Annotated in this window: 22 protein-coding genes; 10 read left to right on the forward strand and 12 right to left on the reverse strand. The window is 67.0% G+C overall.

Annotation, left to right across the window (positions count from 1 at the left end; all coding sequences use genetic code 11):
• Window positions 1-7 precede the first annotated feature (7 nt).
• Together ACFYO1_RS27615 and ACFYO1_RS27620 are read right to left on the reverse strand one after the other, a co-directional pair.
• Window positions 8-1,102, reverse strand: coding sequence for a PhoH family protein (locus ACFYO1_RS27615; protein ID WP_387238608.1), 1,095 nt, complete (start codon window positions 1,100-1,102; stop codon window positions 8-10).
• A 129-nt stretch (window positions 1,103-1,231) separates the two neighbouring features.
• Window positions 1,232-2,167: a LysR family transcriptional regulator gene (locus ACFYO1_RS27620; RefSeq protein WP_387236762.1), complete on the reverse strand. Its 936-nt coding sequence runs from the start codon at window positions 2,165-2,167 to the stop codon at window positions 1,232-1,234.
• 136 nt (window positions 2,168-2,303) lie between these two features.
• Between ACFYO1_RS27620 and ACFYO1_RS27625 the strand changes: the two genes are divergently transcribed.
• A complete protein-coding gene (locus ACFYO1_RS27625; RefSeq protein ID WP_387236764.1) occupies window positions 2,304-3,599 on the forward strand; it encodes an MFS transporter in 1,296 nt (431 codons plus the stop codon).
• 114 nt (window positions 3,600-3,713) lie between these two features.
• Here the strand turns inward: ACFYO1_RS27625 and ACFYO1_RS27630 are convergent, their stop codons facing one another.
• The 3 genes from ACFYO1_RS27630 to hrcA all read right to left on the reverse strand — a co-directional run bounded on the left by ACFYO1_RS27630 (window position 3,714) and on the right by hrcA (window position 6,779).
• On the reverse strand, window positions 3,714-4,454 hold the full coding sequence (locus ACFYO1_RS27630) for a 16S rRNA (uracil(1498)-N(3))-methyltransferase (protein WP_387236766.1): 741 nt from the start codon (window positions 4,452-4,454) through the stop codon (window positions 3,714-3,716).
• A complete protein-coding gene (dnaJ, locus tag ACFYO1_RS27635) occupies window positions 4,455-5,606 on the reverse strand; it encodes a molecular chaperone DnaJ (RefSeq protein ID WP_387236768.1) in 1,152 nt (383 codons plus the stop codon).
• Between the two features lie 141 nt (window positions 5,607-5,747).
• A complete protein-coding gene (gene hrcA, locus ACFYO1_RS27640) occupies window positions 5,748-6,779 on the reverse strand; it encodes a heat-inducible transcriptional repressor HrcA (protein WP_378717965.1) in 1,032 nt (343 codons plus the stop codon).
• A gap of 66 nt (window positions 6,780-6,845) precedes the next feature.
• On the opposite strand from hrcA, the gene ACFYO1_RS27645 reads away from it, so the two are divergent.
• On the forward strand, window positions 6,846-7,253 hold the full coding sequence (locus ACFYO1_RS27645) for a hypothetical protein (protein ID WP_387236770.1): 408 nt from the start codon (window positions 6,846-6,848) through the stop codon (window positions 7,251-7,253).
• 37 nt (window positions 7,254-7,290) lie between these two features.
• Window positions 7,291-7,518, forward strand: coding sequence for a hypothetical protein (locus ACFYO1_RS27650; protein ID WP_387236772.1), 228 nt, complete (start codon window positions 7,291-7,293; stop codon window positions 7,516-7,518).
• Window positions 7,519-7,589: 71 nt separating this feature from the next.
• Here the strand turns inward: ACFYO1_RS27650 and ACFYO1_RS27655 are convergent, their stop codons facing one another.
• The 3 genes from ACFYO1_RS27655 to ACFYO1_RS27665 form a co-directional block, all read right to left on the reverse strand.
• Complete coding sequence (locus tag ACFYO1_RS27655) at window positions 7,590-8,789, reverse strand: DUF3558 family protein (protein ID WP_387236774.1); 1,200 nt, start codon at window positions 8,787-8,789, stop codon at window positions 7,590-7,592.
• Window positions 8,790-8,899: 110 nt separating this feature from the next.
• Window positions 8,900-9,292: a DUF4254 domain-containing protein gene (locus tag ACFYO1_RS27660; protein WP_387236776.1), complete on the reverse strand. Its 393-nt coding sequence runs from the start codon at window positions 9,290-9,292 to the stop codon at window positions 8,900-8,902.
• A gap of 78 nt (window positions 9,293-9,370) precedes the next feature.
• Window positions 9,371-9,826 carry a DNA-directed RNA polymerase subunit beta gene (locus ACFYO1_RS27665; RefSeq protein WP_387236778.1) on the reverse strand — a complete coding sequence of 152 codons (456 nt, stop codon included), beginning with the start codon at window positions 9,824-9,826 and terminating at the stop codon, window positions 9,371-9,373.
• A gap of 197 nt (window positions 9,827-10,023) precedes the next feature.
• On the opposite strand from ACFYO1_RS27665, the gene ACFYO1_RS27670 reads away from it, so the two are divergent.
• From ACFYO1_RS27670 to ACFYO1_RS27695, 6 genes are all read left to right on the forward strand, one after another.
• A complete protein-coding gene (locus ACFYO1_RS27670; RefSeq protein WP_387236780.1) occupies window positions 10,024-10,959 on the forward strand; it encodes a helix-turn-helix domain-containing protein in 936 nt (311 codons plus the stop codon).
• A complete protein-coding gene (locus ACFYO1_RS27675; protein ID WP_387236782.1) occupies window positions 10,956-11,177 on the forward strand; it encodes a DUF397 domain-containing protein in 222 nt (73 codons plus the stop codon). Before ACFYO1_RS27670 ends, ACFYO1_RS27675 begins: the two co-directional genes overlap by 4 nt.
• A gap of 207 nt (window positions 11,178-11,384) precedes the next feature.
• The gene (locus ACFYO1_RS27680; RefSeq protein WP_387236784.1) at window positions 11,385-11,960 is read left to right on the forward strand and encodes a DUF3558 domain-containing protein; all 576 of its coding nucleotides are present in this window, start codon (window positions 11,385-11,387) and stop codon (window positions 11,958-11,960) included.
• A 40-nt stretch (window positions 11,961-12,000) separates the two neighbouring features.
• Complete coding sequence (locus ACFYO1_RS27685) at window positions 12,001-12,480, forward strand: hypothetical protein (protein ID WP_387236786.1); 480 nt, start codon at window positions 12,001-12,003, stop codon at window positions 12,478-12,480.
• Entirely contained in the window at window positions 12,477-13,655 is a 1,179-nt protein-coding gene (locus tag ACFYO1_RS27690) for a hypothetical protein (RefSeq protein ID WP_387236788.1), read from the forward strand. Before ACFYO1_RS27685 ends, ACFYO1_RS27690 begins: the two co-directional genes overlap by 4 nt.
• Before the next feature lie 133 nt (window positions 13,656-13,788).
• The gene (locus ACFYO1_RS27695; protein ID WP_387236790.1) at window positions 13,789-14,565 is read left to right on the forward strand and encodes an ESX secretion-associated protein EspG; all 777 of its coding nucleotides are present in this window, start codon (window positions 13,789-13,791) and stop codon (window positions 14,563-14,565) included.
• A gap of 962 nt (window positions 14,566-15,527) precedes the next feature.
• Here the strand turns inward: ACFYO1_RS27695 and ACFYO1_RS27700 are convergent.
• Window positions 15,528-16,604: a DMT family transporter gene (locus tag ACFYO1_RS27700; protein ID WP_387236792.1), complete on the reverse strand. Its 1,077-nt coding sequence runs from the start codon at window positions 16,602-16,604 to the stop codon at window positions 15,528-15,530.
• Between the two features lie 236 nt (window positions 16,605-16,840).
• Window positions 16,841-17,134 (reverse strand): hypothetical protein, encoded by a 294-nt coding sequence (locus ACFYO1_RS27705; RefSeq protein ID WP_150403010.1) that lies wholly within the window; start codon window positions 17,132-17,134, stop codon window positions 16,841-16,843.
• A gap of 437 nt (window positions 17,135-17,571) precedes the next feature.
• Here ACFYO1_RS27705 and ACFYO1_RS27710 point away from each other — a divergent pair, with 437 nt between their 5' ends.
• Complete coding sequence (locus ACFYO1_RS27710) at window positions 17,572-18,759, forward strand: helix-turn-helix domain-containing protein (protein WP_387236795.1); 1,188 nt, start codon at window positions 17,572-17,574, stop codon at window positions 18,757-18,759.
• 19 nt (window positions 18,760-18,778) lie between these two features.
• Here the strand turns inward: ACFYO1_RS27710 and ACFYO1_RS27715 are convergent, their stop codons facing one another.
• Both ACFYO1_RS27715 and ACFYO1_RS27720 read right to left on the reverse strand, forming a co-directional pair.
• A complete protein-coding gene (locus ACFYO1_RS27715) occupies window positions 18,779-19,447 on the reverse strand; it encodes a histidine phosphatase family protein (RefSeq protein ID WP_387236797.1) in 669 nt (222 codons plus the stop codon).
• Between the two features lie 196 nt (window positions 19,448-19,643).
• Window positions 19,644-20,447: an alpha/beta fold hydrolase gene (locus ACFYO1_RS27720; RefSeq protein WP_387236799.1), complete on the reverse strand. Its 804-nt coding sequence runs from the start codon at window positions 20,445-20,447 to the stop codon at window positions 19,644-19,646.

Raw genomic sequence — 20,447 nt, forward strand, 5'->3', positions numbered from 1 at the left:
GCGCAACTCAGTGTCGATCGCCCCGGCTCGCGGCCCGGCGCTGCGCCCGGTTGCCCGGATAGTGCGGGCCGACCTGCGGCGGACGCTGAGCCTCGGCCCGGTCGTAGGCGTCGACGATGTCCGCGACCAACCGATGCCGGACCACGTCGCTGCTGGTCAGGTGCGAGAAGTGGATATCGTCGATGTCGGTGAGGATCTCACTCGCCGCGCGCAGGCCCGAGCGGGCGCCGGTAGGCAGGTCGACCTGGCTGACGTCACCGGTCACCACGATCTTCGAACCGAACCCGAGCCGGGTGAGGAACATCTTCATCTGCTCGGCCGTGGTGTTCTGCGCCTCGTCGAGCACGATGAACGAATCGTTGAGCGTCCGACCACGCATGTATGCCAGCGGCGCGACCTCGATGACGCCGGCGGCCATCAGCTTCGGAATGGCCTCGGGATCCATCATGTCGTGCAGTGCGTCGTAGAGCGGGCGCAGGTACGGGTCGATCTTCTCGTTGAGCGTGCCGGGCAGGAAGCCGAGCCGCTCGCCGGCCTCCACCGCGGGGCGGGTGAGGATGATCCGGGTGACCTGCTTGGTCTGCAACGCCTGCACGGCCTTGGCCATCGCCAGATACGTCTTGCCGGTGCCCGCGGGGCCGATGCCGAACACGATGGTGTTGGCGTCGATCGCGTCGACGTAGCGTTTCTGGTTCAGCGTCTTGGGCCGGACGGTCTTGCCGCGCCGGGACAGGATGTCCAGGCTGAGCACCTCGGCCGGGGACTCGGAGGAGCCCTCCGTGAGCATCGAAACGGTGTGCCGCACCGCTTCCGGGGTCACCACTCGGTTGCGGCCGGTGAGCGCGACGAGCTGTTCGATCACTCGCTCGGCGAGGGCGACGTCGGCCGCCTTGCCGGTGAGGGTGACGGAATTGCCGCGGACGTGAATGTCCGCGTCGAGCAACTCTTCGAGTTCACGCAGATTCTGGTCGGCCGAACCGAGGAACGGGAACACGGATTCGGGAGCGAGTTCGATACTGGAACGCACGGTGCGTGCTGCGGGGCCCGAGAGATTATCTTCGCCAGCGCTCGTACCTGCTGTAGAGGTGGTCGGGTCGCCGATCTCGCCTTGTGTTCTCAAAAGTGGCTATAGCCTGCTTTCCGGTCTCGACGTGCTGCTGTGTTGATGAAAGTTTAACGCGCCCCACCGACACCGCCCAGTGAATAAGCCGCTAACGGAGAGGCTCGATGATCAGGGGATTCCCCGGCGCCGCTGCGCCCAATCCTCGGTGAAATCACGAAAGCGTCGCGCCGCCCCGGACGCCGACGTCGAGGCCGGCCACACCAGCCCGACCTCGCGGGTGGCGCCCGCGTCGGCGAGCGGGATCAGCACCGGACCGGGCAGTCGCACGTCGGCCTTCACCCCGGCGACCCGCGGTGAGGTCGCCGGGCCGATGTCCTCCTCCGGCAGCACGCCGACGCCCAGACCTGCGGCGACCAGGCCCGCGACGGTAATCAGGTCGCTGGCCTCGAAGGCGATCCGCGGGCGCAGGTCGGCCGCGGCGCACAGTTCGTCGACGATGCGGCGCATGCCGAAGCCGGGATGCATGGCGATGAACTCCTCCTCGGCGACCTCGTCCAGGCGCACCTGCTTGCGTCCGGCCAGCCGGTGACCGACCGGCACGGCCAGCGCGAGCCGCTGCCGCAGCAGGCCGCGCCAGCCGAGGCCGGCCGTGGCCGGGCGGGGCGAGACGATACCCAGATCCGAGATGCCGCCGAGCACATCGGTGGCGACCATTTCGGCGGCCCCTTGGCGCAGCGCGAAAGTGATTCTGGCCGAACCCCGGCGGAATTCGCCGACCAGTTGCGGGACCAGCCAGCCGCCGAAGGAATGCAGGAAAGACAGGCGCACGACACCGTTGGCGGGGCTGTTCAGATCGGCGATGGACTGGGCGGCGGTGTCGAGTTCGGATCGTGCGCGGCGGGCCTGCTCGTAATAGATGCGCCCGAATTCGTTGAGAATGATGCGTTTGCCGCGGCGGTCGAACAGCTCTACGCCGAGCCTGCGCTCCAGGCGGGCGAGCATGCGGGACAGGGTCGGCTGGGCGATGTGCAGGCGTTCGGCGGCCGCGCCGACGCGTTCCAGCTCGGCGAGCGTGGTGAACCATTCGAGGTCTTCGCTCAGCACCCGCCCTCCTGGTGACTCGTGTCACAGAGCTGGCCGACGCGAGCCTGTACTGCTCACTCTATATGTGCTCAGTGCATGAACTCCGCCATTATTATTCATTTCCCTTCGGAACCGGTGGCCGGTGATCCTGAAAGCCATGACCTCGACGAAGAGCCGGCCCGTCGCCAGGGGGCGTACGTCGCATGAGCGCCGGATCACCACGGCGCTGTTCGCGGCGGGGCTGGCCACCTTCGCGACCATGTACAGCGCGCAGGCGCTGCTGCCGAGCCTGTCGGGAGCATTCGGCGCGACACCCGCCCACGCGGCGCTCGCGGTGTCGCTGACCACCGCGTTTCTCGCGCTGGCGATCATTCCGGTGAGCGCGCTGTCGTCCCGGATCGGGCGGACGCGGGTGATGACGATTTCCGCGGTCAGTTCGGCCACGATCGGGTTGCTGCTGCCGTTCAGCCCGTCGCTGGAGGTGCTGCTGGCCGGGCGGGCGTTGCAGGGACTCACGTTGGCGGGGGTGCCCGCGGTGGCGATGGCCTATCTCGCGGAGGAGGTCGGCACCGCGGGGCTCGGGGCCGCGATGGGGGTGTACATCGCGGGCACCAGCATGGGCGGGCTGGCCGGGCGGGTGATTCCGGCGTTCACCCTCGGGCTGGGTTCCTGGCGGTGGGCCGAGGCGACCATCTCGGTGGCGGCGGCGGTGTGCACCGTGTGGTTCGTCCGCAGCCTGCCGCCGTCGCGCGGATTCGTGGCCCGGCCCGCCGGAATCCGCACTGTGCTCGGCGATCTCGCCGGTCAGTTGCGAAACCGGGGGCTGCTCGCGCTGTTCGGGCTCGCGTTGGTCCTGGTCGGAACCTTCGTCTCGCTCTACAACTTCCTCGGGTATCGGCTCACCCAGCCGCCGTTCGACTTGCCCGATGCGGTAGCGGGTTTGGTGTTCCTGCTCTATCTCGCGGGCACTGCGGTCGCGACGGTGTCCGGACGGCTGGCCGATCGAATCGGCCGCCATCGAGTGCTGGCCGGTACGGTGGTGCTGATGGGGGCCGGACTGGCTTTGACCATTTCCGACAACCTCATAACGCTCGTGCTAGGCATGTCCCTGTGCACGGCAGGCTTTTTCGGCGCGCACACGGTGGCGAGCGCGTGGGTCGGCGTGCTGGCGTCCGGCAATCGCGGGGCGGCCTCGTCGCTGTATCTGTTCTCGTTCTATGTGGGCAGCGGCGTGATCGGCGGGGCGTCGGGCATCGCCTACACCCAGCACGGCTGGGCAGGCCTGGTTATCTGCGACGCCACTCTGCTGGTCATCGCCTTGATCCTGGTGTCCGCCCTGGCATTTCATGGCCGTGCGGCCCGATCAACCGAGGTGACCGAGGACTCGCTTGCCGTAAGCCACGCGGAACGCGCAACCCCTACCGCGCATCATCGGCACGCTGAACTTCGCTGAGCAGTTTCTTGCGGTCCCCCGCTACCGCACGCCTTCTGACACACGCACGCGTGTCAGCGCGGCGATTCGGGGTGCGGGACAGCAGAACCCGTGCGGCCGGCCGAGCAGGGACATCTACCAGCGTGGAGTCAGGGCACCGAGGGCGCCGAGAGCGACGGCGGCGGCGGTCGAGGTGCGGAGCACGGTGGGGCCGAGAAGGACGATGTCGGCGCCGGCGTCGGACAGCGAGGCCAGCTCCGAGTTGTCGAGCCCGCCTTCGGGACCGACGATCAGCACGACCTCGGGCACGCCCGCGAAGGCGAGTTCGGTGAAGCATCCGGTGCCGGATTCGTGCAACGCCGCGACGATCGCGCCGTCCGCCTTGGCTTTTCGGATCAGGTCGAGCAGGTCGCGGGTGCGGTGCAGGTCCGCTACCTCGGGGATGTAGGGGCGGCGGGATTGGCGGGCGGCCGACCGGGCGGCGGCACGCCACTTGTCGACGGCCTTGCCCGCCTTGCCTTCCCAGTTGGCGATGCACCGGGCGGCCTGCCACGGGACGATCGCGTCGGCGCCCGCCTCGGTCATCAACTCGACGGCCAGTTCCGAGCGGTCCGACTTCGGCAGCGCTTGGACGACCGTCACGCGCGGCGAAACCGGTTGCGCGACAGCTCGATTCAGTACCCGCAAGTCCAGCCGGTCACGTTGGGCCGCAACGACTTCCGATTCCGCGAGCACCCCGCGCCCATCCGACAGCGTGATCGGCTCGCCGACCCGGATGCGGCGCACCGTGGCGGCGTGCCTGCCCTCCGGGCCGTCGAGCACGGCGACGGCGCCCGGCTCGGGCACCTCGTCGAGGTAGAAGACGGTCGCGGCCAATCAGCGCCCGCTGAACGAGGCCCGCAGCCTGGCGAACAGGCCGCTGTTGTGCTCGGACTGGGTCGACATGACCTCGGCGCGCTCGCTCGGGCGCATCCCCTTGTACTTGCGCAGCAGCTCGGTCTGCTTGCCGTCCAGCTTGGCCGGGATCACGATGTCCAGGTGCGCGAGCAGGTCGCCGCGCGCGCCGGAGCGCAGCCGGGGCATGCCGTGTCCGCGCAGCACCGAGACCTCGCCCGGCTGGGTGCCCGGCGCGATGGTGAGTTCGGTGGGGCCGTCGAGGATCGTGTCGATCACCACGGTGGTGCCGAGGGTCGCGTCGACCATCGGGACGCGGATGGTGCAGTGCAGGTCGTCACCGTCGCGGACGAACACGTCGTGCGGCTGCTCGACGATCTCCACGTACAGGTCACCGGCGTGCCCGCCGCCGGGGCCGACCTCGCCCTGCGCGGCCAGCCGCACCCGCATGCCGTTCGCGACACCGGCCGGGATCGGCGCGGCGATCTCGCGACGCGCACGCACGCGGCCGTCGCCACCGCACTTGTGGCACGGGTCGGGAATGGTCTCGCCGGCGCCGCGGCAGGTCGGGCAGGGGCGCGAGGTGAGCACCTGGCCGAGGAACGAGCGCTGCACGGACTGCACTTCGCCTGCGCCGCCGCAGGTTTCGCAGCGCACCGGCTTGGACTTGCCGTTGGTGCCCGCGCCGGTACACACGTCGCAGAGGATCGCGGTGTCGACGGTCAGATGCTTGGTCACGCCGACCGCGCATTCGGCCAGGCTGAGCCGGGTCCGCAGCAGCGAGTCGGCGCCGGGCTGCACCCGGCCGCGCGGCTTGCGCGCGCCGCCGGAGTTACTCATGCCGCCGAAGAAGGCCTCGAACACGTCGCCGAGGCCGCCGAAGCCGGCGCCGGAGAATCCCCCACCGCCGCCGCCGGATTCCAGCGGGTCGCCGCCGAGGTCGACGATGCGCCGCTTCTCCGGATCCGACAGCACCTCGTAGGCGGCCGACACTTCCTTGAACTTGGCCTGCGCCGCCTCATCGGGGTTGATGTCGGGATGGAGTTCCCGCGCCAACTTGCGGTAGGCGCGCTTGATCTCCTGGTCGGTCGCGTTCTTCGCGACGCCGAGCAGTCCGTAGTAGTCCCGTGCCACTTGAGTTCTCTAGTCCTTGGTCGTTCTCGACAGTGCCGACGGTGCTTCACCGTTCCAACCGCGTGCTGATGGCCAGCATTAGTCGGATGCACTCAACTTTATCCGGCCGGAAGTACGAGGGTATCAGCGGCATCGGAGCCGTCAGCGTTCGGCGAGGACCTCGCCGATGTACCGGGCGACCGCCGCGACCGAGGCGATGGTGCCGGGGTAGTCCATCCGGGTCGGGCCGAGCACGCCCATGCCGCCGAGGATCGCGCTCGAGGTTCCGTAGCCGGTCGACACCACCGAGGTGCCGCGCATCTGCTCGACCTGGGTTTCCTCGCCGATCCGCACGGTGACGGTGCCCGGCTGCTGCGCGGCGGCCAGCAGCTTGAGCACGATCACCTGCTCTTCCAAAGCCTCCAGCACATCACGCAGCGAACCGGGGAAGCCGAAATCGGCCGCGTTGCGGGTCAGGTTGGCGGTGCCGCCGAGCACGAGTCGTTCCTCCGGATGCTCGACCAGCGTCTCGACCAGCACGGTCGACACCCGGATCAGCACATCGCGCAGGCGCAGCGGCGCCCGCTCGGGTAGCTCGGCCACCGCCGCCGAGGCGTGTGCCAGCCGCTTGCCGTCCATCGCGCCGCCGAGCATGCCGCGCAGGGCGGCCAAGTCTTCGTCGTCGACCAGCGCGCCGAGTTCGACCAGGCGCTGATCGACGCGTCCGGTGTCGGTGATCACCACGAGCAGCAGGCGCGCCGGATTCAGCGCGACCACCTCGATGTGGCGGACCGTGGACGCGGACACCGACGGATACTGCACGACCGCGACCTGCCTGGTCAGCTGGGCCAGCAGGCGCACGCCGCGGCGCAGCACGTCGTCCAGATCGACGCCGGACTCCAGGAACTCCATGATCGCCCGGCGCTCGGCGCCGGAGAGCGGCTTCACCTCGGCGATGCGATCGACGAACTGCCGGTAGCCCTTGTCGGTGGGGATGCGCCCGGAACTGGTGTGCGGCTGGGTGATATAGCCCTCGGCCTCCAGCACCGCCATGTCGTTGCGCACGGTCGCACTGGAAACACCCAGATTGTGCCGTTCCACCAGGCTTTTCGACCCGATCGGCTCCTTGGTCGCGACATAATCCGCGACGATCGCGCGCAGGACCTCGAAGCGCCTGTCTTCGGTGCTCGACATCGGCCCCACCTCCTCGCTTCGTCCTCGGGTACGCCGCACCGGGCGAATCCCGCATCACACAACGTCGTGCGATTCCCGGTCGTCTCCTCGACCAGTCTAATTCCCTATACCCAATTCACCGTCCAGCACGCAAGCGGGGCGGGTGATGTACGTCGCGGCACTGATCCGGAACCCGATGGAACCGATCGCGGATTCGGTGCGTCGATAACGCTGGAGGGGAAGATCTGGGAACTGGGGGGCAACGTGGCGCTGCTGGTCTATTACCTGCGGGTCAGAGACGAACCGAACGAGGTGGAGTACCGCTTCGGGGAGATGCGGGACAACTTCGACCGCACGCTGATCATCGACAAGACGAACAACACGGTACGCACAGAGCAGCCGGAAGACGGCCTCTTCCGCGCCACCTCCGCACGGATCTTGATCCGCGCGGGACGCGAACAGGCGTGGCCGCCGAACGGAGTGATCGCCTCATGATTCTCGCCGAACCGCCCACGACACGAAGGACCCGCTGATGGCGCTCTACGCGGAAGTCGAAAAGCTCGCCGAGGACAGCAGATACATCCGCTACGCCTTCACCGACGTCGAAGGCGTGCAACGAACCCTGCTGCTGGACAAGGAAACCGAGACGATCACCCTCGAAAGCGGCCCGGAAACCATCCTGTTCCGCGCCGTCGCGAGGAAAGTCGCCACCGCCTGGCTGAATGGCCTCACACCCGACCGCCTGATCGTCCAGTCGTAGCCCCGCCGGCGAACGTGCCATGACGGTGGCGGCACGCGGGCGCCGGCCCCGTCATATCCCGTCGGCAACGGTCAGGGAATCGCGTGGAGGACGGTGGGGGTGATCTGGGCGGCTTGGGCGCAGGCGTCGAAGGGGAAGGGTGGGGCGGCGGGGGCCAGGTTGACCGAGATCGTGAGCAGATGGGCGTTGTTGGCGGTGGGCGGGTCGGCGCGCCGGTAGTTCAGCGTCATCGCGCAGCTGGAGTTCTGCCGAGTCGGGTCGGTGGACTGGACCGTGCGCAGTTCGATGCCGGTGAGCCCCTCCACGTTCGTATGCCGCGCGTACTGGATGGACTGCCCGCCGTCGAGACCGGAGGGTAAGCGCAGGACCTCTCCTGTCTTGACCATCTGCTCACTGGTCTGGTCGAACGAGATCTCGACGGTGACGCGATGCGAGCCGCCGGGCTGGACCAGGGTGATCGCGCACTTGTACGCCTTGGGCCAGCCGATCGAGGTCATCTGCCAGCCCAGGAATTGCGCGGTGATCGGCGCGGTGGCCGCACACGGGTTGCGCTGGATCAGCGACCGCCCGCCCTGATCATCGATGACCCGCGGCGGCAGCGCCACCAGGCCGTCGAGGGTGGCGGCGAGATAGTCCCTGGTGAACCGGCACGGCTGGGACCACGGGACCGGCGTCCGTGCCGAGCCCGCCAGCTTTGAGACGCTGAGAAAGTGCGCGAATCCGGTGTCCCCGGCCGGGATTCGGTACTCGCAGCTGTACGCGTCGGCCCGGTCATCGCTGTTCGCGCTGCGAAACACGGTGCGGCCGTTGATCTGCTCGGTCTTGTCCGCCGCGCGTTTGTCCGAGGTATAGAGCTTGTCGAGTTCCAGATTGAACGCGTAATAAGCGTCGTCCGGAGCGCTGAGTATCAATCCACACCCGGTCCAGCCGCTGCCGCGGTCCAGCCCCGGGCTGCGATCGAAGCGCTGGAAAACGCCTAGCCGCTCGGCATATTCGCGATTCAGCAGCGCGCACGGATCGGTGGCCCGGATCCGTGCCATGAGGTCGGCGACGCCGGGCGCGATGGCCGCCAATTCCGCCGAGCCCGGCGTCCCTGCCTGCGCTTTCACCGCCCGCGGCGGGGAGGTTTCGGTGCTGGATCGCGCCGGGGGTTCCTTGGATATGGTGCCGCATCCGCACAGCGCGGCCACGACCATGGCGATTGCCGCCAAGGTTGCCCAGCGCCGACTGCCGCCCACTATCAACGGCAACTCCCTCGGCTTATCGAACAATCCCCGGCAGGTTAACCCAATAATGAAGGCTCTCTCGCGGATTCTCGGATACCCGGCGAATCGTGACCCAATCAATGCCGGAATCGGCGCGACCCGAACAAATCTCATGATCAACACCTGCTCGGCAGCCTGCGCCGGCCCGCGACGAGTTCCTCGACCAGGTCCTCGTAGCCGACGGCCAGCTCGGCGAGGCGTTCCCAGGCGAACCACAGGTCCCAGTCGGACTCCTCCGCCAGCGCCGCGTAGGCGCACGCGGTGAACTGCGCGAGGCGATCGAGGACCGCGCCGACGGTCTCGGTGTGCAGGTAGGCGCCGCCGCGCGGGACGGGCAGGCGGGCGGCCACCCACCGATCGATGTCGCGGACCTCCCTGGCGCGGTATTCGTCTATCTCCCGTGTGGTTTCGGCGGCCGCGGTGGACCGGCGTTCGTGCAGAACGGTCAGTTCGTGCACGGCGGTCAGCAACGGATGGTCGCCGACACTGCCGCGACAGGCTTGCAACACTTGGCTTCTCGTTGGCAACACGTCAGTCACCGAACCGTTCGGCGGTCGGGCGGCACTGTCGTTGCGGCACTGCTGCGCTCATCGGGCGGGCCGCCTGGTGCAGGCACGCAGGTAGTCGAGCACGACCGCGCCGGACGGACGGAAGGTGTCGCGGGGCGGCACGATCCAGGCGCGGGACGGGACATGCTCGTCCGCCGGGGACGGCAGCGCGATCTCCCCGCCGAACGGGACGACGGCGACGTCGAGCCGGAACAGCTCGGTGAACAGCGGCTGATCGTCGGGCACGTCCGGGCGGCACAGGAAAGTCCAACGGCGGGAACGGATGTGGGCCACGATCGGCCCGAGGGCGCAGCCGCGGTACAACATGTCGTCGCGGACGCGCTGGCCGAGCCGGGCAGGCATCGTGATCGCGCCGACCAGACCGACTTTGACCACGATCCGGCCCGCCTCCGGGTGAAGGCCGGCGGGTAGGCCGCAGCTGCGGTAATAGGCACAGCGCGAAACAGGGGTATCCGTGAACGTCGGATCGCTCATATCAAACCTCTACTCACCTCGATCGGTTACGTGGTGCACCCGATCCGAGTGGACCTGAACCCGCTCGCGCAGATAAGGTTTCAGGACTTCTATGACACGGACCGGGGCACGTTCAGTACAGCACCGGAAATGAGCGGCGGGACTGTTCCGAGTACCGGAACTAGGCGAAAATTCACAAGGTTCCAAAGAAGCCCGTCATGCGGTTCCAGTTGCACCCACAGCCAATAGTGAGGCTACGAAAGGGAATTGTCGTGACCCCCACCGGATCGACCCTCCCTCGACGCATGCTGGCGCGCCAGCTGCGCGAACTGAGGGAGAATTCCAGCGTCAGCGCGGAAACCGCGCGCAAGGCGATCGGCGTTGGCAAGCAAACCCTGTGGCGGATGGAAACCGGGCAGCCCGTCCGGCTCAATCCGCTGTTCATCGAGCGGTTGTGCGCGCTGTACGGCGCGCACGAGGACGTGACCCGGATGTTGCTCGGATTGGCCGAGGAGTCGCGCCGCACCGGATGGTGGCATGCGTACGGGGATACCATTCCGAAGCATTTCGATATGTTCGTCGGGCTGGAGGAGGCAGCGCGGCGGATCGTTTCGTATCAGACGGTGCTGTTGCCCGGGTTGTTGCAGACCGATGGATATCGGCGAGCCATGACGTGGGCGGACTCGCCGGCAATGCCCGCCGCGGAAGTCGAACGACGGATCGAATTGTTCAGACGGCGCAAGGCCCGGCTGACCGATGCCGACAACCCGCTGACCATCGACACCATCGTCGACGAAGGCAGCCTGCACCGGGCAATAGGCGGTCCCGCGGTGATGGCGGATCAACTGCATCATCTCGCCGGAGTTGATGAACTGCCCAACGTCTCCGTTCGAGTGGTCCCGCTCGCGCGGGAAGCGTACGGCGGGCTGGCCGTGGGCCCCTTCGTGCTGCTCGAATTCCCCAAGCACCCAACGGCTCATCTCACCGAACCACCGGTCGTGTACATGCAGGGCCACACCGGTGCGTTGTACCTCGAGAAATCCGACGAGGTGCAGAATTACCAGCAGGCATATTTCGATTTGCAACGTTCGGCATTGGATGAGTCCCGCAGTCGTGCGCTCATCCGCAAGATCGCGAAGGAGTACGCGACGTGAATACAGATAGGTCGACAACCACCTGGTTCAAAAGCAGCTACAGCAGCCCCAGCCAGGACTGCGTCGAGGTCGCTTTTCTCGGTGACGGCAGGGTCGGCGTTCGTGACTCGAAGAACCCCGACGGGCCGTCGCTCGTTTTCAGTTCCAGCGAGTGGGATGCGTTCACCGCCGGTCTGTCCGGCGGCGCGCTCGACCCTTCGCGAGGTGGAGCCGGGTAGTTAGACGGGGCGGGACCTTCGATTTCGGGAGGTCCCTGCCCGATCTCTGCCAACTTTTCAGACCTACCACCGTTGGCGTCGACCTGCGGTGCGACTCGCTTGCACCCAGGTTGACGCATCGGTAGCGTCAGCATGATCTGACAGGGGGGCGGAGAAGCCGGTCCGGCCCCGTGCGATCTATCTGAGCACCGGCGGGCGAAGGATCCGATGACGAGCAGGTCGATCTCGTGGGGAGTGGCCACTCTCGCGCTCGGCGCCGTATTCGTGGTCGCCGGGTGTGGGCCGTCGAACGATGGTGACGATCCCAAGCCGACGGGGAGCGCAACGACCTCGAACTCGGGTCTTGCTGCGAATGTCCCCGCTGGCTTCAACGCTTGCACTGATATCCCGCAGTCGGTCCTCGATTCCGAGATGCTACGAGACAAGACGCCGAACGACTCCAATGCCAACGGCGGCATAAAATGGCGCGGATGCATTTGGGCCAAGACCGACGGATATGCGGCCAGTATCCAAACAACGAACATCACGGTCGACATGGTGCGGGCGAAGAAATTTCCGGACAGCCAGGAGTTCACCATCGGTAACCGGCCCGCGATCTCGACACGGCAAGTCGCCGATCACCCGGAAGCCGCATGCACGGTCAATGTGGAGATGAAGGGCGGGAGCCTCGAACTCAACCTCACCAACCCGCCATCGGGCAAGGCGACCGGACATCTCAACACGTGCGACCTAGCGCGCGGATTGGCAGAGAAGGTGGCGGCGGCGGTACCCGCCACGGCATAGCCACTCTTGACGATGGCATTCACTGGGAGGGATTAACCACATGGGTGACGACACAACGCCTCGACCGATGGCCAACTTGCTCAGTGCGGTGCGGGAGGGGCAGGCGACGGTAGAAATGAAGCCTGAGGACTTTGTCTATATAGACCGCGACTGCGAATACTTCAAGAGATTGATCCGCCGAATCCAGGGCATCGCCGAACAGGTCTCGCGACAAGACAGCTGGGGTCTGGGCGAGACTACGGCGAAAATGGTATCCGGTCAGACCGTAGTCGGCCGATTCAAGCAGAAGGCCAAACAAGTTGGCGACGGCAACAGCAACGATGTGTATACGATCCTGGAACAGCACTACAAGATCGTTGAAGACCTCCAAGAGGTCCATAAGTCGGCCCGGGACCGAATGATGCAGGCGGACAGTAACTTTGCCGCAGAGTTCACTCGGCTGAACGACACGCTCCCCGATCGACCGCCCGCTCAGCTCCCGGCTGGCCCGTACCTTCTCCCGGACGGGACCGGCCGATGACCGGATACGAACCACCACGGATTCCCGGCGGCGGCGAGCACACGGACAGCTGGGACCACCCGGAAATCAAGGACGCCTTTGATCCGCTCGATACCACCAATGCGATCAATCAAGCCGAAAAGTACTGGCAGATGCACCAACTCTGGGAGCAGGGCGTCGCGACCTTCGCACGCTCGATCCAGAACTCCATCTCCCAAGCATGGTCCGGTCCGGCCGCTGAGGATTCGAAGAAGTCGATCCAGGCATACACCACGGACGCTCACACCCTGACCCCCGCACTGGCCGAACTCCATACCCGTGTCCGCGACGCAGCGACTGCAATCGTCAACACCAAGAAGGCGATTCCGGACACCGTCGACACCTCGTTCGGCTCCCGGATATTCCATCCGAGCCGCTGGGACCTGTCGCGGGAGAAGTCCGAGGAGACGCAGAAGGCGCGGGTCGCGATGAACGAGCACTATGTGCAGCCGTTCAGCCAGATCGACGGCAAAATCCCGGTCTTGCCGACGCCGACGAGCCCCACCAAGGCGGTCGACATCACCCCGCCGCCGGGCGGCTACAAGAACGAGGAAAACGGCAACGGCGGTCAGCCGAACCCGCCCAAAACGACTGACACCGAGAAGAATTCGAACAACCCCAGCACCCCTGGCGACAAGGACGGCGACGGCAAACCCGACACCTCGACCACCCAGGACGAGAAGTCGACCGACAAGACCAAGAGCGACCAGACCACGCCGGCCTCGACCACCGACACCAAGCCGGCCAGCACGACCCCGGCGGCGACAAACCCGGGTGCCCCCACTACGGATCCGACGAAGACGGTCCCGTCGAGCACCACTCCGACGACCCCCGGCACCCCGCACTCCCCCGGCAGTCCTGGCAGCCCGGGTTCACCGAATTCGAAGACTCCGCAGCCGGGCCGCAGCATTCCCGGCACTCCGGCCACCCCCGGCACCACCGCGGCCAACCCCGCCGCCGCGGCCGCCGCTCGCGGCGCAAGCGGCACCCCGGGTATGGGCGGCATGGGTGCGGGCGCCCGCGGCGGCAAGTCCGAGGACGACTCCGAACACAAGATCCCCGACTACCTGATCACCCAGGAAAACACCGACGAGCTCCTCGGCGACCTCCCGAGAACCATCCCCGGCGGCGTAATCGGCGGCGACATCCCCACCTAGACCCGCCCGCACCACCGCCGAACGGGACCATACCGAGGCGACACGCCGGTCCTGCCGCATCCCTGTCCCGCTCGCCGCAGTGTGCGAGCGGGACCGTCTATCGAACGCACGACATGGAGGAGATCGAACCGGCATGGCTGAATGGAATTGGGAGCCGGACGATTTCGCGGCGCTCTGGTACTCCGATGCCCACGACCGGTTCCCCAATCCGCTGCGCTACACCAGCCGGTTCGCCCTGCGCGACGAGTTCGCCGCGCACCGGCACGCCGTGCGGGCCCGCTACACCGCCGACGAACTGGAGGAGATCCAGCTCGCCCTGCACACGCTGGGCACCTCGGACCTGCGGATCGAAATCCTCGGCGGCACAACCAGACACAAGAACAGCACCGGCCCCGACGATCTGCGCGAGTACCGAATCGTCGGCGCCCGCAACTCATATCACGCCGTCACTTTGATGCAGGGCGGCACCGACCGCGAGCACGGCCCGATCCGCGTGCGCATGTTCCGCCCGGAAACCCTGCCCGCCCGCATAGTTCAGGCCATCCCGGCCTGCCAACCGGGCAGCGCCGCCCCCGCCACCTTCCATCCGGACGACATCGCACCGCGCCGCACCGGCCACCTCGAAGACGTCGCCCGCCAAACCCCGCGCGAGCAATACCGGCGCCTGCTCGGCCGCCCCACCGACGGCGGCGGCACCGCGGTCCTGCTCGCCGCCCCCCTGTCCACCCTCGCCCAGCCGTCGAATGTCCTGCAATGGCACGACATCACCGGCGACGGCCGCTACACCGAGATCCGCGGCGCGCACGTCACCGTCCGCCCCACCGCCCCCGCCGACCTCACCACCCACTTCGCCACCTGGATCGACCGCGCCCTCGAACGCTTCGAGGAAGACCGCAACGAGAACTGGTAGCCACCATCCGGGCGGGTCCGAGCATCCGAAACGCGGCCGCGACACAATCGTCAGCGGCACTCCGCCTCAACGATCGACGCCAAACGCGCTAGATATGCAGGCAACTCGGCACGGTCGTCGGCGAAATCGCGGCAGAGCGCACGCGGATGCGAAAGCGAAGGCGCGTGTGGTGGCGTTGGCGGCAGCATCGCTAGTGGTTCCGGCACCGCCAGCAGGTCTGGCAGCGCTGACGGGTCTGGCAGCGAGGGCGCGTCCGGCGTCGCTGGCGGGTCCGGCGGCGAGAGCGGGACCGGCGTCGCTGGCGGGTCCGGCGGCGAGAGCGGGACCGGTGGCGCTGGAGGGTCCGGCGGCGAGAGCGCGGTAACGACTCGCATCGCCAATCGGCCGCCTATGAGCTGTTCAAGTCTTGTATGCACAATCAGGACCCGAACCAGGTCCAACGCCAGGAAACCAACGCACCGAAGCAGGCACGCGTCCGACCCGCCAAGGCAAGGCAAGGCAAGGCATCGGACGGCAGGCACCAGACCAAAGCCGGCGGGGAACCCCCGGGGAACAGCGTCAGCAACCGGCAGACGACGAAGCAGGGCAAGGTCAAGGCACCAGCGGCAGGCGACGGACCAAGCCGGCGGGACGACATCCCAGCAGCATGTCCAAGCACCACTGAGCAGCAGTCCGGCCGGCGACAAGCCGGGCAGACCCACCAGCGGCAAGAAATCCGAGAAGAGCCAGCCGCGCGACGAGCAGTCCGGTTCGCCTTGCCGCAGTCCACTGACCTGGACTTTTCGCAGCAAAAGTGCGCGCCCAACTAAACGGCGTTTCCCACAATCGGCATCGCCTTTCCCACGTGACGTCGAAACAGGACAATCCGAGCGCGATTCTGTTTCACCCGTTCGACGAACACAAATGTTCGCTCACGCGCGGGTACCCGCCCGTACCGTCACGACGTCAGAAATGTTGCAGGCTCAACTAGCCGCGCTGTGCTGACCGTGCTCATTCGCCGGGTCATCGGTCCATGCCCCGATCCACGAATGACTTGCCGCCAGTTCATCTTCGCGCGGCGAGCGCGGTTCGTCGCGGCTTTCGGGGCGATACATCCGGAGCACCGGAGCCGCCTGCTCGATGGTCGCGAGTGCGGCGAACTCCGGTTCGCGCCGATCGGTATTGTCCGATGCCGAATCATCGTTTCCGGGCTCGGCATCGGCATGCGGGGCACGTCCGTCGAGCAGGTTGAGCGCCAGCGCGCACAGCACAATGATTGTGCCGCCGGCGATTCCGCTCCACGTAGGTACCTGACCGAAGAACAACAATCCGAACAGCAGCCCCCACACGCATTCGACGGTGAGCATGTTGCCGCTGAGCACCGCGTCGACCCGGTCGAACGCATAGTTGATGAGGAATACGTTCAGCACGCTGAGCACCCCCGCGAGTCCGATTGCGGCCCACAGCATTACCGCTGACGTGTGCGACGGAACGTGCGGGAGACCATCTCCTTGCAGCACGGATGTCAGCACCACACCCACGGCTCCGACGCCGAGGGTCAATGCGGTCAGTTCGTGGTTGTTCAATGAGCCGTCGTGCCAATCCCGGCCGAGATAACTCAGCGACATTGCCACCATCGCGACCAGCGCGATCAGGTTGCCGTAGTTGAGCGAGCTCGCGGCATTGCCCCCGAATCCGGACAGGATCGCGACCCCGACGGCGGAACCGCCGACGAAGACGACCCGGATCGCGGACACCCGCACACTACGCATCAACATGCCGAGCGCGGACACCAACGGGAGGGCGGCGATGAACGAAATATCGCTCACCGCCGTCATTCCCGCGGCTTTCGAGAACAAAGTCGTGCCGACTACGTACAGCAGGACGGTGCGTCCGATGACTACGCACCATTCCCGCATCCTGATCCGGACTACGGTGCGCCAGCGGATCCATCGACTGAATACCAGTATGGCGATGAAGAACGCCAGTGCCGTGCGAAGATAGACCTGTTGCGGCGGGGTGAAACCGTTACCGAGATAGCGCGACAGCACCGTGAGCATGGCGAATGACGCGGTTAACAGAACCAGCGCTCCGATACCGCGCAGGTCAGTTGAATCTCTGCTTTGTACGACCTCGGACCCGTTGATGTCGCTCACATTACCGATGCGACCGACACCCGGAACCGTACTCCGGGGTATTTTTTCGTGATCCGCCGCAGCTACAACGGAATGGGGCTGAACAAGTCCCGCTGCGGTATCACGGGTGAAGTGTGTGCCTCAGTGAGAGGTGGCTCCGACTAGGCGGGACCCCCTGCGGCATGGCGTATTCCGATATGCCGCCGCTCTGTCCGGCACTGGCAGCGCCGCCCGCGCGCCAGCCAGCCGGCCAGCACCCAGGCAGCTGCCAAAACCGTCACAGCCAAGGTATTCATTGCCGAGGCGCAGGTCACGAAGGTGGCCAAAGCGGTCACCGCAGTCGCGATAGGCGTCATTACATGCACCATTTTATGGGCGAATGACACTGGGTCATCCTCGTCGGCGGTGCACTCCGGGTCTGCCAGAACCCTGCCGACGATGACGATTCTTTTCATGCCCCCCAGCCTGCCGCCGATCGGACCGCCCGGCCAGCGATTGCCCTGCTCTTGCGCGCCAAGCGTGCAGAACGCGGTGTTTATGGACGAAAGTCCAGTACAGCGATACCGTCGAGTAAGGCGGACAACGCTGAGACCGCACGCGTGTCCGACCCATCTGGATAGCAGGGATCTGGAGATGTCGAACGGGCGCGAGCGAACGAGCCGCCGCAAGGGGGCGTCTTCGCGTGTGCGCGCGATTCGGCAGCAAGGGGCGTCCATGTGCATGCGTGGGCGCGGCAGGCCAACCGACAACACTGCGTGCGATCGCATTATGCGGAGCTGAGCGCAGCAAGGGGGAAGTCGAAATGAACGGGCCGCACAGCATTGCGTGCGGGAGGCGAGTCGTCCGGGAATACGAGGCCGCCGGTGGATCGACGTGGGATCAGGTGCACGCGGTGCGATCGCATTGTGGTGTCTCGTTGCTGCGTGCCCATCGCATCGCGTATGGATTCACGCTCGTCGACGTCGCGCACCGATTACAAGAGATCGTCACCGCCGACGGGTCCTCGTGCCGCGGGCTGTCGCATCAGAGCGTGTCCCGCTGGGAGACGGGCCTGGACATGCCGTCGTATCAGTTCCTCGACGCGCTGTGCCAGTTGTATCGCACCCGGCCGGACCGGCTCGGCTTCGGCCACGACTACACCGACGACGATCCCGAGCCGGTCGCGGCGCCGAGCCGCCTGATCGTCAGCAGCGCTTCGCAAGTCGGCTCCACCGCGCGAGATACCGTGCGCGCGTTGGAGGAAGGGCTCGAACTCAGCGGATATCTCGTCTACGTCCAGCCGCCTTCGGAATACATCCCGGCGCGGATGCGGGACCTGGCGCAGGTCCAGCAGGTGAAGTTGACCGACCACTCCGCGGATCTGCACCGGCGGCTGCACCGCATCGAGGCAATCATCGCGGGGCTCATCGCTTTTCGGCTCAACGATGTCGCGGATCTGCACGACACCTTCATGTGGTTCGCCAAGGCGCGCCGGGCCGCCCGGCAAGCCGGGGACCCGACGCTGGAAGCCTGGCTGGCCGGGCACATGGCGCACACCCACGAGTGCTATCGGCACGCGCTGGATCAGGGTCTGGCGGCGGCGCGTTCGGCGCAGGCGACCAGCGGCCGGGGTCCGACGGCGGCCGGGGTGTTCGGCCTGCTGGCCGAGGCGGGCATCCAGGCGCGGATCGGGCGGCGCCGGGATGCGCTGGACGCGGTGAACCGCGCGGACCGGATGTTCGCCGCGCTGCCCGACACGGCGACCACCGACGACAATCTCGGTACCTCCGAATACATTCTGCGCTGGCATCAGTCGCACGCGCTGAGTTCGATCGGTGACTGGCGCGCGGCCGAGGCGATCCGGGATCGGATGCTCGAATTGCCGATGGCGGAGAAGGATCAGGTCGGGCGCGCGCTGCTCGATCTCGACATGGCCACCCTGTGGACCCGGCAGGGTGAGCTGGACCATGCGCGCGAACAGATACGGCAGGTCTGGCAGTCGCTGCCGCCGGAGTTGCGGGTGGGGCAGGTCCGGCGCAACGTCTCGCAACTCGTCGTCGGGCTGCCACAGGCTATGCGGGACAACATCATCGAGCGGTGATCCGGCACTTCGATGCCGCTCAGCTCGGCGGCAGATGGGTGCGCTGGTCGTAGGCCACGAGGCGATATCCGTCGGCGTGACGTGCCCAGCTGGTGATCGAGGCGTTGCCGGCCAATCCGTCCGCGGCGATGGCCGAAACTTCTGCGTCGGTGAGGTTTTCGAGGAGCTGGCGCAGGAACAGCACCACCGCGTCGTGCGCGACGATCAGTACGCGGCGGTGTCGGCGATCGGCAGCCAGATCGGCCACGACACCACGCAGACGATCGGCGACGTCCCGGAATGATTCGCCGTCCGGCGGGCGGTAGCCGAGGGGGTCGCGGGCTTCCTTCGCGGATTCCTCGGGGAAACGCTCGCGGACCACGATCGGCGACAGATGGGACAGCAGGCCGCGGTGCCGGTCGTAGAGGCGTTGATCGATGCGGTGACACGGCAGATCCCGGCCTGCCGCGCGCAACTGCTGCTCCATCAGCTGCCAGGTCTGCACGGCGCGCAGATATGGCGAACACAGCACCAGGTCGGGCAACTGATCCGCGCCGAGAGCAGCGAACCGACGGCCGACCGCGGTGGCCTGCCGCTGCCCGAGATCGGTCAGTCCGATGGTCGTATCGTCGGCCTCGACAGACGTATTCGCCGCGAATGCCGCGTTCGCCGTGCTCTGTCCGTGCCGGACCGCGTACAGCAGATCCACCGCGCCGGAATTGTCCGGATGTGCACATGTTTGCGCGAATTCGCCTTGCCCCCAAGAAATTTCACCGTCGGTTCGCACACCGCCCCCTCTCTGATCACTGAATTATGCCCCTGGCATAGCGCGGTCCCACAGGCGCGCCGTTCACCCTGGGTGAACCGTGCGATCGACCGTGGGACCGCGCGAAACCAGGCCGGCGTCAGCGCGGAACGGCCGCCTCGACTACCGCGGCGACCTCGGCGGGATGCGAGACCAGCGACGCGTGCGAGGAATCCACCTCGCTCGTGCGCGCACCCATCCGATCGGCCATGAACCGTTGGGACGCAGGAGGAATCACCCGGTCCGCCGCGGACACCAGGTACCAGCTCGGCGTGCTGGACCACGACGGTGCGCCGGACGGCTCGAGGTTGGCCGCGACCGCGATCGAGTGCTGGTGGGTGACCATGTCGGCGGCGGTGGCCGGGCTGACATCCTGGGCGAACACGGAGTTGAACCGGTCGGGCGCGACGAAACCGTCGAGGTTCTTGCCCGCGATGCCGTTCGGGTCGTCGACGACGGCGAGTTGCAGCACCGGCGGCAGCAGCTGGCTGCCGGGGAAGCGGATCGGATCGAGCAGCAGCTGCGCCGGCTCGCCCCGCACCGGCGCGAAAGCCGCGATGTAGACCAGGGATTCGACCTTCGCGTCGTGCACGTTGCTGATCACGGCGCCGCCGTACGAATGCCCGACCAGCACAACAGGTCCGGAGATCGTGTCGATGGTGCGCTGGATGGCGGCCGCGTCGAACGCCGGGCCGCGCAGCGGATTGTCCGGCGTCAGCACGCGATAGCCCTGATCGCGCAGGGCGGCGGCGACCCCGTTCCAGCTGGTGGCGTCGGCGAAGGCACCGTGCACGAGCACGATGGTCGGCAGCGGCGCGGCATCGGCGGGGATGGCGGCCAGGGTGGTCGCGGCGGTGATCGCCACCGCCGCGACGGCTGCCCGCAGGGTGCGAGAGAGGCGCAT

Origin of the sequence: Nocardia sp. NPDC006044 (assembly GCF_042871115.1) — a bacterium.
Taxonomy (GTDB): domain Bacteria; phylum Actinomycetota; class Actinomycetes; order Mycobacteriales; family Mycobacteriaceae; genus Nocardia.

What these genes read in the sequence shown, in the direction of transcription:
- ACFYO1_RS27625 (WP_387236764.1), top strand. Translation starts at nt 2,304, where the DNA reads ATGACCTCGACGAAGAGCCGGCCCGTCGCCAGGGGGCGTACGTCGCAT.
- hrcA (WP_378717965.1), bottom strand. Translation starts at nt 6,779, where the DNA reads ATGTCGAGCACCGAAGACAGGCGCTTCGAGGTCCTGCGCGCGATCGTC.
- ACFYO1_RS27650 (WP_387236772.1), top strand. Translation starts at nt 7,291, where the DNA reads ATGGCGCTCTACGCGGAAGTCGAAAAGCTCGCCGAGGACAGCAGATAC.
- ACFYO1_RS27665 (WP_387236778.1), bottom strand. Translation starts at nt 9,826, where the DNA reads ATGAGCGATCCGACGTTCACGGATACCCCTGTTTCGCGCTGTGCCTAT.
- ACFYO1_RS27670 (WP_387236780.1), top strand. Translation starts at nt 10,024, where the DNA reads ATGCGGTTCCAGTTGCACCCACAGCCAATAGTGAGGCTACGAAAGGGA.
- ACFYO1_RS27680 (WP_387236784.1), top strand. Translation starts at nt 11,385, where the DNA reads ATGACGAGCAGGTCGATCTCGTGGGGAGTGGCCACTCTCGCGCTCGGC.
- ACFYO1_RS27685 (WP_387236786.1), top strand. Translation starts at nt 12,001, where the DNA reads ATGGGTGACGACACAACGCCTCGACCGATGGCCAACTTGCTCAGTGCG.
- ACFYO1_RS27690 (WP_387236788.1), top strand. Translation starts at nt 12,477, where the DNA reads ATGACCGGATACGAACCACCACGGATTCCCGGCGGCGGCGAGCACACG.
- ACFYO1_RS27695 (WP_387236790.1), top strand. Translation starts at nt 13,789, where the DNA reads ATGGCTGAATGGAATTGGGAGCCGGACGATTTCGCGGCGCTCTGGTAC.
- ACFYO1_RS27700 (WP_387236792.1), bottom strand. Translation starts at nt 16,604, where the DNA reads ATGCTCACGGTGCTGTCGCGCTATCTCGGTAACGGTTTCACCCCGCCG.
- ACFYO1_RS27705 (WP_150403010.1), bottom strand. Translation starts at nt 17,134, where the DNA reads ATGAAAAGAATCGTCATCGTCGGCAGGGTTCTGGCAGACCCGGAGTGC.
- ACFYO1_RS27720 (WP_387236799.1), bottom strand. Translation starts at nt 20,447, where the DNA reads ATGCGCCTCTCTCGCACCCTGCGGGCAGCCGTCGCGGCGGTGGCGATC.